This window comes from Pseudovibrio sp. Ad46 (assembly GCF_001623065.1).
Taxonomy (GTDB): domain Bacteria; phylum Pseudomonadota; class Alphaproteobacteria; order Rhizobiales; family Stappiaceae; genus Pseudovibrio.
Map to the genome: position 1 here is coordinate 1 of NZ_LMCG01000050.1, position 12,126 is coordinate 12,126.

9 protein-coding genes and 1 pseudogene are annotated in these 12,126 nt (G+C 48.6%); 3 read left to right on the plus strand and 7 right to left on the minus strand.

All coding sequences use genetic code 11. The features are described from left to right. Positions 1-534: 534 nt before the first annotated feature. Positions 535-2,181, minus strand: coding sequence for a DUF1963 domain-containing protein (locus PsAD46_RS14655; RefSeq protein ID WP_063291833.1), 1,647 nt, complete (start codon positions 2,179-2,181; stop codon positions 535-537). Between the two features lie 383 nt (positions 2,182-2,564). Between PsAD46_RS14655 and PsAD46_RS14660 the strand changes: the two genes are divergently transcribed. Beyond that, positions 2,565-2,831: a transposase gene (locus PsAD46_RS14660; protein WP_063291834.1), complete on the plus strand. Its 267-nt coding sequence runs from the start codon at positions 2,565-2,567 to the stop codon at positions 2,829-2,831. 133 nt (positions 2,832-2,964) lie between these two features. Here the strand turns inward: PsAD46_RS14660 and PsAD46_RS14665 are convergent, their stop codons facing one another. From PsAD46_RS14665 to PsAD46_RS14675, 4 genes and pseudogenes are all read right to left on the minus strand, one after another. Further along, positions 2,965-4,692, minus strand: coding sequence for a M10 family metallopeptidase C-terminal domain-containing protein (locus PsAD46_RS14665; protein ID WP_084404425.1), 1,728 nt, complete (start codon positions 4,690-4,692; stop codon positions 2,965-2,967). Between the two features lie 278 nt (positions 4,693-4,970). After that, positions 4,971-5,162 carry a helix-turn-helix domain-containing protein gene (locus PsAD46_RS28745; RefSeq protein ID WP_084404426.1) on the minus strand — a complete coding sequence of 64 codons (192 nt, stop codon included), beginning with the start codon at positions 5,160-5,162 and terminating at the stop codon, positions 4,971-4,973. Further along, on the minus strand, positions 5,159-5,728 hold the full coding sequence (locus tag PsAD46_RS14670; RefSeq protein WP_063307233.1) for a hypothetical protein: 570 nt from the start codon (positions 5,726-5,728) through the stop codon (positions 5,159-5,161). The genes PsAD46_RS28745 and PsAD46_RS14670 overlap by 4 nt, the downstream gene beginning before the upstream one ends. 2 nt (positions 5,729-5,730) lie before the next feature. Further along, positions 5,731-5,996 (minus strand): annotated as a pseudogene (locus PsAD46_RS14675) (DUF2312 domain-containing protein). Between the two features lie 563 nt (positions 5,997-6,559). On the opposite strand from PsAD46_RS14675, the gene PsAD46_RS14680 reads away from it, so the two are divergent. Then, positions 6,560-8,590 (plus strand): methyl-accepting chemotaxis protein, encoded by a 2,031-nt coding sequence (locus tag PsAD46_RS14680; protein WP_063307234.1) that lies wholly within the window; start codon positions 6,560-6,562, stop codon positions 8,588-8,590. 67 nt (positions 8,591-8,657) lie between these two features. Here the strand turns inward: PsAD46_RS14680 and PsAD46_RS14685 are convergent, their stop codons facing one another. Further along, entirely contained in the window at positions 8,658-8,954 is a 297-nt protein-coding gene (locus PsAD46_RS14685; protein ID WP_063291838.1) for a hypothetical protein, read from the minus strand. 303 nt (positions 8,955-9,257) lie between these two features. Here PsAD46_RS14685 and PsAD46_RS14690 point away from each other — a divergent pair, with 303 nt between their 5' ends. Beyond that, entirely contained in the window at positions 9,258-10,550 is a 1,293-nt protein-coding gene (locus tag PsAD46_RS14690) for an RsmB/NOP family class I SAM-dependent RNA methyltransferase (protein WP_063291839.1), read from the plus strand. Positions 10,551-10,630: 80 nt separating this feature from the next. Here PsAD46_RS14690 and PsAD46_RS14695 read toward each other — a convergent pair whose 3' ends face one another. Further along, positions 10,631-11,854 carry a tetratricopeptide repeat protein gene (locus tag PsAD46_RS14695; RefSeq protein WP_063307235.1) on the minus strand — a complete coding sequence of 408 codons (1,224 nt, stop codon included), beginning with the start codon at positions 11,852-11,854 and terminating at the stop codon, positions 10,631-10,633. Positions 11,855-12,126: the final 272 nt, after the last annotated feature.

Genomic DNA, 12,126 nt, shown 5'->3' on the forward strand with positions numbered 1-12,126 from the left:
AACGCAGAACTATTCAAAACCGACGCTTGCGCTACCACGCACAAGCCGCTTAACATCAACACGCAATTGGGCCAGACACTCCACTAATCGAAAGCCAATTTTGTCCAACTATCTTTGACGACGGACACCTCCTTAAAAGTTCGCGACAGAGCATAAGCATGGAACGGAAGAAAGAACGCACTCAAAGTCAGAGGGCCATAATGGTTCATAAGTAACCTGTCCGCTAATTAGACTGTAGGTACGTGCGTATTACCATCAAGGCCACGGCCCGCGTGCCGATAAACAGGTCGGATACATAGTAGCGACTTCAAGGTTCCAAGTAAAAACTCTCTTGCGAAATGCAGGCGGTCCATACTTAATGGCCCGAACTTCTAGACATTCCTGACACGTAGCGCGTGAGCATTGCAGACCTTCGCATGTTTCCAACCGTGGTTGAGAACCGATTAACTAAGTCATTAAGAAACTGCACATTGAACTGGATATTGTCTTTGCCCATTTCCCTGTCGAAGCCATGTGGACCGATGTGGAACAAACTTACCAAGTTTTTTCGCGCATTTCTTCCAAAAGTTGATCATGCATAACGGTGTCTTTTCCATAACTGGCAACAATCGATACCTTTGAGAAATCCCGGTTCAACAGATGATCAGGGTGGATCCAAATAGTTAAACTATTCACGTCCCCGATTATCAAACGCATTCCATCATCGTAGCTAAATTCAGCTAAGAGTATGTACCCATCAGGTGGGTTCTCATTACGGTAAATGATTGTTTGGGCGCCTAAAAACCGATGGAACAATGAATGGTATTGCACGCGTTCATATGGCCCATCCGGATTGCGTGTAGGAAAAACCTCAACACGGCTCAATGGTTTGTGATAATGGCTCTCATACCAAACTATTTCTGGTGGAAAGCCACTTGGGCCACATTCAGGGTGCCAAATTTGGTCTTTTAAAACATCGTGAATAGATCGGTTCAATTCTCTGCCTAAGATAGTTTGCCTAAGATCTAGCACTGACTTTCTGAGGTCAAACTCCCGATTGCTGGTGTCTGCAATAGATTTTAACGAGTTCAGAAACTCCAGACGTCGATTATCTGGCATCACTCCCATAATGGGGTGCTTGTCGGCCTCATTCAGCCAAAACGATAGGTGGTGAATGGCACGCAGAATAAGTTCTTCATTTTCGGAACTTAACTCCTCTTTCTTTAGCTTATGCTTTAGGTCATGGTTCATAGTAACGCAAAATCTGCGAACTGCGAGCCAAGTGATTGGGGTATCTAACGTTCCCTCCCAAGGTGCTTGTCGAAAATGCGGATCAGTTCTTGTCTCACTTACTCCAAAAGTTGCAATCCAGCTTTCCCAGAGTAATTTAGTATGTATTTCGCGCAAAGCTGATTGCTCACTGCAATTAAAAGCAATTCGCTTAATGCGAGGTATATCTGAAGAGTTAGCCTCTTCTGTTTTACCTTCACTTTCGAGTGCGCTGCTTTGGTTCCAGTCATCGCGATAACTATTGAATAAGGCAAACTCTAGCGGCCATTTTGCGAGTACCGTCGGGAATGGCCCTTCTTTGATTTCATGGAGTTTCTGGGGGCCAAATACCGGACCCGATTTACCTTCACCCCATGGACCTTCCCACCATGGGGGAGCATCAGGCGGATTGCGCTCTGAAAGAAAACTCGCATCTATACCACGATAGATAACATGGCTTTCGTCGGTATCAGTTTCAGTCGCATCAAAGTATGCGTTTAAATCTGGGCCAGCAAAGAACCAAAGCGTACCGCTTTTAGGCAACCAATAACGCTCCGTTGAGCGAGGTAAGGTTGCACAATCAATTTGGCCTAGAAACATCCGTGGTTTGTTTGAGATAGGATCCCGAGGCCAAGCAACATCCGCAGGTAATCGGGGCAATCCTCCTAAGTAGGAGGATGCAAATTTTGTTGGGTCGGGTGGATAGACACGTGCCATGCCAATCGCAAGAGTTTTAGTTTCAACAATGATGTCGTGTAATTCATCATAAGTGTATCGCTTCTCTGGACTACTCTCCTCCTGCATTTTCAATGCAATTTCCTTAACTTGAGCACCGATTGGGACATGGGACTCAAAGTCAAGCTGATGTGTGGACGTAGATGAAGGAGGTTTCTTTTGCTTTCCTTTGAACCAGCTATAAAGACTGCGCCGCATATCACCCTCAACAGCAAAGACTTCTATTGAAATCATGGCAAAAAAAGTAATTAGTGGAGGTAGGCCAACCGCCCCAAAAGCCGGTATTTACTATTGGTAGGCTCTAAGCCATTTAGAGGCAACCTCAACATTCAGGGTTCAATGTCACTTTGGGTGAATAGCGTGCGTTCTGCGTAGAGCCGATCTGAATAGGTTTGCTAATTTTGCGTGTAGATAGGTTTCGGTAGTTGTTTCGTGCATAGCCCAGATTGCGTCTGAGAGCTCTGCGTTCTGTTAAGCGCCCGCGTTGGGCTCTCATGCTAGAAGGGATCCAAACTGATGTGTGACAAGCGGTCTTTGAAACGCTCCACGGCATCAGCGTTCGGATCTTGCCTCAACTCTTGATGGAAACCCTCGAATGTCCGTTGTTGGCCCTCACGCGGCCGCCCAAAACATGGCCTTATCTCGACAATGGCTCGCTGGAGCTTGACAACAACACCGCTGAGCGGGCAATGAGACCTGCGGCTCTTGGGCGGAAAAATTATCTCTTCATGGGATCAGAAGGTGGCGGCAAAGCTGCGGCAATCGCCTATACCTTCATCGAAACAGCCAAGCTCAAGAATTTGGACCCTTCAAGCCTGGCTCACGTGGTTTCTGATCCAAATCGCTGATCACAAGATCACTCACATCAACGACCTCATGCTGTGGTGTTACGCTGCAAAGTCAGCGTAACAGGGCCCATTGCTGGTTGGTAGGTCGCCTTCACCAAACGCTTACCTTACACCCCAATGTTGGGATTCTAAATTATACGAAGATGAAGTCCTCGGCGCCAATAAGTGAGAGATCCGTATTTTGTAAAATGATCTCACTATCTCCAAAGGCGACAATGACGTCGGCATCTCTATTGGTCAAAGACAGCTCTGTAAAGGAGTCCGCGCCAAATTCAGAGCCGAGCTGAATAAAGTCAATTGTGTCCTGAAAGTCAGCAATAGTGTCAGTGTCACCTATACTCGTGAAACTAAAGGTATCACGTCCCGCACCACCCTCTAAAAGGTCATCTCCTTGAGCTCCATCAAGGAAATCATCGCCGGAGAAGCCCTGAAGTACATTCTCCAAGGAGTTTCCAACCACAGTATCACTGCCAGCGCCACCAGAAGCATTTTCTATCTCAACACCATTGGCGATGGTATACCCTCCGCGTACACCCTCTGCATAGGAGAGTACACCACCGCCTGTGCTGCTGTAATCAAGAGTAGCGGCTACAAGCGAGATATTGACGCTGCTGAAGCCCGTATACGCGATTGTATCGATGCCGCCGGTGTCCCAGATGCACGAATAAAATGTGCCCGAACCGTTAAGTTCTGGTAGGAGATATGTATTATTATCTATATTCGCGTCTTTTGCTCCGTATTTCTCCTGTAGAAGCGCCAAGTCGAACGCCATAGGGCCCACCGTCGCGCCATAAGTACTCGGCCATTCCGGATAAAGCTCTGCATGGCCGACATTATAACTCATCATGGTATAGATACCTTGATTGAGATCGAAGTCACCGTAATCGCCGCGTGAGCTAGAAACCCCGTTCATCACACTGGAACCGCCACCAGTATCATGAGGGTGCGCCATACCCAGTCCATGACCAACTTCATGTTGAAACACAAAGTACTCAAGTGAGCCTGGATCTAGGTTTGCTAAATTCATATTAGAGGTATTGAAAACGGCTACACCTGGATTTGCTTCACTCGGAGGATTCATATAAGCATAAGTACTGCCGCCAAAGGCAGATGTTACAAATTTAAACTCTGCATTATTTGAGCTGCTTGCTACCGAAAAAGTGAGATTTGTCCCTTGCGATAAGTCGTTTAACGACGCCATCGCCCCATCAATCTGCGCCTGCGTCCAGCCATCTGAACTTTGGCCATCAAAAACTTCGCCAGCTTGCGCAAAGTAGACAGAAATATTTGTTGTATCTACAGCTGAACCACCCCAATCGAGCGCATCCAGCGGTGATGGAGGCAAGGTCTCCTCCACACTGACAGTATAACTTCCGGTCTGCCCATCTGAGTAGGCAGCGGCGCTGATGTAAAATCTGCCTGACGTGGATGCCAGGAAGTCTAAAGATGAATTTAAACCAGACCCGCCGTCATCGTCAAACGCAACTAGGTTTCCGGAGGCATCGTATATTCTTAAATAAGTATCTGTAACCGGCGCAGCTCCGCTCCCATTAAGGTTGATCGTATAATTTGATCCCGCACTAAGGTCGATCGCCACCCAGTCGCGGTCCCCATTGGTTTCAAGTGTACCTGAAAAGCTATCCCCTGCGGCAATGAGGTATTGCGTCGACGGCCCTGCGTCAGCATCTTCTCCCTCATTCAAGACTAGAGTATTTGCGAAGAAATCCGCCACCTCGACCTGTGTTGTAACCTGATCGGCAGCTTGCGCGCTGAGGGCCGCTTTTTGCTCCGTTACGCTTGAGTTGTAGGATATGCTTTCTGCAGTTACATGTAGTTGATTCATCATGCATAATTTACACATTTTCTACATCCTTTAATATAAAAGCAATCATGTAAGTATAAAATTAAATATGATTCTTGCAATATTTAATTACATAAATAGTATTCATTAGTATATTTAATCATTACATATATTATGTGGGGCTGTTCTTCGTATATTTTACATGTATGAGTCATTCGGTGTAAAACTGTGCAAATTACAGTATTGAGTTTCGTAAGTACTTCAAGCGCATTGGTTTTCCCTGGATTGGCCTCCTTGTTCTGGATGCTGTTTCACGCGACTGATTGCAGGGGAAGGTTTCAACCTCCCGTGTGCCTGCAGGTGTTTTGGATAAGGTACTCTTGAAGCGCTTCAGTGGTGTAGCGCACAGTACGTCCGATTTTGCAGAACGCAGGTCCCGTTCCCTTGCAACGCCATATGTTTAGGGTTTGCGGGGAAATTCTCAGGCGGTCTGCGGCTTCTGCTGTGGTGAGAAGTTCGATCGGGTTCATGCGGCTACCCCTTTCGGTTGGAAGTTTGCACAGCTCTCTTCCATCATCTCCGCCCAGTCCAGAGCGGCCATTTCAAGGCTTTGGGGTATGATGGTGGAGGTTAACGGCAGGGTTGGGCCTGACATGCTTCTGCGGGAGAGTTGGTTGAGGGTGGTCGTTACCGCTGCTCGGCGGATCTCCTCCAGCTTGGCGGTTTCAACCATGCTTAGCTTGTCCTGGCGCGGAATGAGCTCACTCAAAGCTTTTGCCAGCTCACACAGGCCACCGGTTGGACGGTGCACCAATGTTTGAGCCTGATCGCATTCAGCTTCCGTGTAAGCCAGATGCGCCAGGATGACCTGTAGGCCGGTCGTCATCATCAAGGGCCGGAGAGCGCGCGGTGTGAACCGCGCTGCCATTATGTTGAACTGCGCCTGCGAAAAGAACGTATCCGTCAGATTGTGCAGGGCAGCCACGCGGCCCAACACAATGCCCAGAGTACGCCAGGTGATCCTGGAGGAGGCCGGGGGTGTCAGGTTGATGTAGTTGCCCTCTGGCAACGGAATGAAGTTCATCGGCTCTGTCATGCTTAAGCATTCTCCGCGACAGGACCTGTCATGCCGAGGGCGTCGAGGTAGAGATCGAGGATCGCTTCTTCTTCCTCGCGCTCATGAGGTTTGCGTTTGCGAAGGGATACGATTTTGCACATGACTTTCACGTCAAAGCCGTTGCCCTTGGCTTCTGCGTAAACGTCCTTGATGTCATCTGCGAGGATGGCCTTTTTTCTTCGAGGCGCTCAATGCACTCTACAAAGGCTCTGAGTTGCCCAACTGCGCCGCCGCCTGCATCTGCCATTTGGGTGTCCCGTGATTTGGGTTGAAAGGGTTCTAAGATTGATTGCTTCTCGCTGAACGAGCAGCATGTTCCATCCTTGAGATGGTGAGGATGGTTGGCTTCAGTTCAGCTGGCGCTTTGTCATAGCCACGGCCGAAACGGCCATTTAGAAAGTAGGTAAATGATCTGACCTGCAGTGGGGGTGTAATTGCGCTTCTTGGCCTAAGGCTGCAAAGGCGCGTAACTGAGCAAATATATTAGATTAAATTTCGCCGGCAAAGTAATTTGAAGTATCGAAATGCGTGCCATAGTTGATTTTTTAGATATGTGATGCGTGCACATTAAATATAAATATTCATCTATATCTAGAGTGATCTCACGTAGAGAATTTAGTTTTGTATATTGGTAAGATATTCGTTTGAGGTAATTAGTTTATATAATGCAATGGTTTAAATAGGTATCAGGTGAGTGCGTCAAAATGTATTACTAGATTTCCTTTGAAAAGAACTAGACTTAAGTTGCAATTAATTTTTCAGGGATAGAGAGGTTGAGAATAAATTGAACTAATTCAATGGAAAATAATCATGTCACTGCGCCTAAGGATATTCGCCGCTGCGAATGCCGTGTTTTTGCTTGGCTTTATTGCACTTATCACAGTTGTTTCCGTCCTTATGTCCAATTCCTCAGAAGAGGCCGGTCAGGAATTACTTATTGAGAATGCCCAGGTTCAAGCGGATCTGGCCAATCAAACAATTAGCGAAGCACAAATTATCACGGCAAGTTTTGCAGACCAGCTCGAACAAACATTGCGCCATGCCGATCTAACTCGTGAGCAGATCGCCCAGATCGCCCGAGACTTCTTTGCCAACAATCCGTCCATTGATGGCCTGACCACCTCCTTCGAGTCAAATATGATTGGCGAAGATGCTAGCCACGCTGGTCAGGATTATTCCGGAAAAACCGGCCGTTTCTCACCTTACTTCTCTCGCAAGGATGGCAAGGTTGGGTGGCGTATTGCAGGTGCGGACGAAGCTGATGCTGATAGCTGGTATGGTCTTCCGCTCAGACTGGGTCACGACGTTGTCACACCGCCGTACAGCTTTGAATCACAAGGGGACACCGTAATGGCTGTCTCCATGTCGTCACCTATCTTCAATGGCAATGGTAATGCAATTGGTGTCATCACTGGCGACGTGTTCCTTAACGGCTTGATCGCAAGTCTGGAAGCTTCCAGAAAATTCAAAAGTGGGTTTGTCGGCCTCGTTAGCAACGATAGCAAATGGGTAGCTCACTCCAATTCGGAGTTGAAAGGCGAAGAAATCCCAGCAGAGATTGCTCAACTCCTCACTGAGGCAGGTACGCAGCCAACTGTTGTTGAGCTTGGTGATAAGGAAATAGCGACCTATCCGCTGACACTGCGTGGTACAGAGCAGGTCTGGTCCGCAATTGTGTCCGTGGATAAGTCTGAACTACTCGCCGCTGCCAACGCAACACGAAACAACGCTATCATTACGGCGCTTATCTGTCTTGCCTTTGGTGTCGTCGTTCTCTGGTTTGTTGGCTCCTCCATTGCAAGACCTGTTGTCGGTATCACTGCACGGATGAACTCTCTGACAAAGGGCAATGTAGATGATCCTGTCGCCTTCACTGACCGTAAAGACGAGATCGGACAGATGGCGAAGGCTTTGGAAGTCTTTGTTAGCAATGCAGTTGAGCGCATGAATCTGCAAAGTGAATCCGAACAGGAGCAAGAAGCCCGTGCACTTCGCCAAAAGCATATTGATGAGCTTATTACTGACTTTGATGAGACCATTCAGGAAAGTCTGACGACAGTCGCGGATAACTCAACTGAAATGGAAGTCTCTGCCAAGGCACTGACTGGCATCGCTGAGCATGCCACTGAGCAATCAACAACGGCTGCCGCCTCTTCTGAGGAAGCGTCTACCAATGTACAAACGGTAGCGTCGGCAGCAGAAGAGCTGGCCGCATCCATTGATGAGATTAGTCGCCAGGTCGGTCAGACTCAGAAAGTCGTCGCAGATGCTACATCTACGGCCCAGGTCACAAATGATAAAGTCTCCAGTCTGGATAGTGCTGCGCAGCGTATTGGCGAAGTGGTCACACTCATCCAAGCGATCGCAGAGCAAACCAACTTGTTGGCTCTGAATGCGACCATTGAGGCAGCTCGTGCCGGCGAAGCTGGCAAGGGCTTTGCTGTTGTTGCAGCTGAAGTGAAAGAGTTGGCCAATCAGACCTCAAAGGCGACCGAAGAAATCTCCAGCCAAATTGTAGGCATTCAGAATTCGTCTCAGGAAGCCGTTGGTGCAATCAGCGCGATCACCAAAACCATGTCTGACGTCAATGATATCACAGCAACTATCGCAGCTGCTGTTGAGCAGCAGGGGGCCGCAACCACTGAGATTAGTGAGAACGTGCAGCAAGCAGCTGTAGGCACTCAAAATGTTGCTGAAGGCATGGCGGGTGTATCATCTGCCGCATCAGAAACCAGCGCAACTGCAAGTCAGGTACTGTCATCCTCTCAGATCCTGAATAAGCAAGCAGACCTGTTGCGGGACAACATTGCAAGCTTCTTGCGCAATGTAAAAAGCGCCTGATAACAATCAAATGCTAATAATTAGATGGCTCATTCTGGTTTCGGGTGAGCCATTTTTTATGTCGCAGTTATCGGTGAATTCTGAGAGTGAAGAAGCTCAGGATGCTTAAATATGTCAAAAGGCACACCACTGAGTAATACCATGTTGCTGAGACAGAAAATGCTAGTTCCAGAAGAGCAAGGCATCCCAGTGTCAGAACCGAAGAGAGCAACGCATCCATAGTAAATGCGCCTGCTGCAAACACGTAATGGTTCTGCTTCAAACCAACTGATGAGTTGGATGCAATCGAAGCACCGATGAGGTCTGCTTTCAGGAAATACAATATTGCATTGCCAAGCAGAAAGATGGAGACCTGATAAAACATGAAACGCAACACGCATTGTTTACAGTGATCTGATGAGTTGCGAGGCAGGATCTACGTTTTTATTAAAATGCGCTATGTGTCATGAGGTAGCGGAAGCAGGCCGTAAATATCTGTATTTTTACTGTTATCTGCTAAATTCAGCATATATGAGTTATGCAACACCCAAGAAATTGTTGAATGAGTTGATGTGAGGTTTGCCTCACACATGCTATGCACTATTGAAAAGCCTTGAGTATTGGCATACACGCTGCAAAGCCAAACAAATAAATCGTAAAATAGAATTCACGGAATTAAGGATCATTCATGCGCGACGGTGGACGAATTGCGGCTGCAATTGAAGTGCTGACAGAGATTAATGAGCGCCGCCGTCCTGTGCAGGAAGCCCTGAAGGACTGGGGCAACAAGCATAGGTTTGCAGGATCCGGTGATCGGGTTGCTATCGGCAATCTGGTGTTTGATGCGCTGCGCCACAAACTCTCCCATGCTCAGGCGATGGGATCTGACAGTGCGCGCGCGCTTGTTTTGGCAACCTACATCTGGGGCTGGGGCAATCAGGTGGAAAAGTTGGAGCAGGTGATGGAAGAAGACCGTCACGCACCAGAAGCGCTTTCCGACGCTGAACGTGACGCATTGATTGAAAACAAGCAAGTCGGCGATGACGACCAGATTTCAGCAAATGTTCCAGAATGGCTCTGGCCGCACTTTCAGGATAACTTTGGTGACGAGACGCTGGCCGTTGGGCGTTCTCTTTCTGAACGTGCGCCGATTGATATGCGCGTGAACACTGTCAAAAGCTCGCAGGAAAAAGTCCTCAAGCGTTTGTCTCACCTTCATCCAGAAGTAAGTGGATTGTCTCCCGTCGGCGTTCGTCTTGAACCTGTAATTGGGCCACGCAAATCACCTCACGTTCAGGCTGAAGAAAGCTTTCGCAAAGGCTGGTTTGAATTGCAGGATGAGGCCTCTCAGATCGCGTCCATCCTGTCAGGCGCTCAACCGGGTGAACAGGTTCTGGATCTATGCGCAGGTGGGGGCGGTAAAAGCCTCGCTTTAGCTGCGCAAATGCAGAACAAAGGACAGATCTACGCTTATGATGCCCATAAGACGCGTCTAGCACCACTTTATGACCGCATGGCCCGCGCAGGGGTGCGAAATATCCAGACGATTGATCCGCAAACCGGTTCTCTTGATATCTGCGAAGGCAAGATGGATCGCGTGTTCGTGGATGCTCCTTGTTCAGGCACTGGTGTATGGCGTCGTCGTCCAGATACCAAGTGGCGTGTAACCGAAAACGCTCTGAATGGACGTGTTGAAGATCAGGCGCAGGTTCTGGAGACTGCGACACGCTTTGTGCGTTCAGGTGGCAAGCTGATTTATGCAACTTGCTCTTTGGTGCCAGCGGAAAATCAGCTGCAAGTCAAAGCGTTCCTTGAAAAGCACGCTGACTTCAAGCTTGTTGATCTAGCGCCGGTTTGGGAAGAGCATTTTGGTGCAATAGCATCCCGTCGTCCACTGTTTAAGGATGGCGGTATGATCACTCTGACGCCTTATCATACCGGTACTGATGGCTTCTTCATCGCGATGATGGAACGTATTTGATATCAGTACCTTGGCTTTAATAAAAAAACATGTCGCATATGAAATGCGACATGTTTCGAAACGGCAAATAAACCATGTGATTAGCTGGAGGCTTTCTCTTCAAGCTCATCAGGTACCTCAGATTTACCCTTGACGACATCTTCCGCCAGCTCTTCAGAAGCGGCATCTTCACTCTGTGCCTCAAATATGCTTTCACCGGCCTCTTCCAAAGCTCTGGCTTCTATGCTTTTGCTGTGCTCTGAAGGCTCGGGTATAACTTTCTCCTCGCGTACAGGCCGCTCATAACCTTGCTCAGCAAGATACTCGACCTCTTTGATCGCAGCTTCAGTCGCCTCTAAAAACTGACTGTTTCTGGATGAAGAGGTCAAGACATCGCGAGCGGCATCAGTGGCACCAGCTGCTGCAAGAGCTGCGCCAAGTGCGTTGCTGACTTGCTTATTGCCTGGTGCAAGCCGCCATGCGGCAGCCGCGTGATAAACTCCGGCATAAACAAGACCAAGTTTGCGCTTGCCAATGCTCAGATGAACGAGCGCAGCCGCGTTCTCAGGCTCACACGCATGAGCCAGCTCAAAGCTTTCTACAGCACTGGAGGTGTTTTCTTCCAGCAAGTACGCGTGCCCCATTGCGACAAGCACTTCAACATTGCGAGGCTGCAGGTCATGGGCCTTGTCCAGATGCGCCAGTGCCTCCTCACTCTTTTTACGAATGATGAGTAGCTTCGCGAGGCCAACCAGAGCAGGAACATATTGCGTGTCAATTCTGAGCGCAGCCCGATAGTTCAGGGTTGCCGCTTCCGCCTTGGTCTCCGCACTCAAAGCATCGCCAAGAAGTGAAAGAGCAGGGGCGCTGTTTGGGATCAGTTGAACAAGGCGTCGGGCATATGGTTCTGCTTCTGCATGCCCATGCATCTTGATCAAAATGGTTGCGAGCCCATAAAGCGCATTCCGGTTCTCCGGCTCAGCTTCCACCACCGCATCAAAGGCTTCTTTAGCTTGTTCCAGGTACCCCAGCAAAAGCAGCGCATTACCCATGTTGGAGCGTGCAGCCAAGTGTTCTGGCTTCATGAACAATACTTTACGCAAATGGGCGACGGATTCCCTCAAATCTCCATTGCGCAACATAATCGTTGCCATCTTGAAAAGAAGCTCGACATCATCAGGGTAGCGTCCAACAAGATCCTGATAGACTGGGATCACTTCATCAAAGCGCTCGTCCTGTTCCAAGTAGGCAATAGCATCAAGTGCAGCATTGATTTTTTCTTGCCGGGCGTTAGTGTCCGGTGTACCGCGCAGTGTCTCTGTCATCTTTTACGGACCCCCTCGTTGGGCAGTGCCGCCCGTAGATCCATTCGGATGGATCTGCTGACAGGCAATTCTGCGAATCAAATTCGTATCTATGCACGATGAAGCCTAAGCGGTTGGCAAATCAGCGTCAAAGGTGGAACGGGTTGATCCTGAAGGAAGGCGTGGATAGATGATATTGAACGCATCAAAACCACATTCAGGGGCTAGTGCCTGGGAAAAATCACCAATATTCAAGACAGCTTAACCATTTTCCGTTTTCTTATCGGTCAATG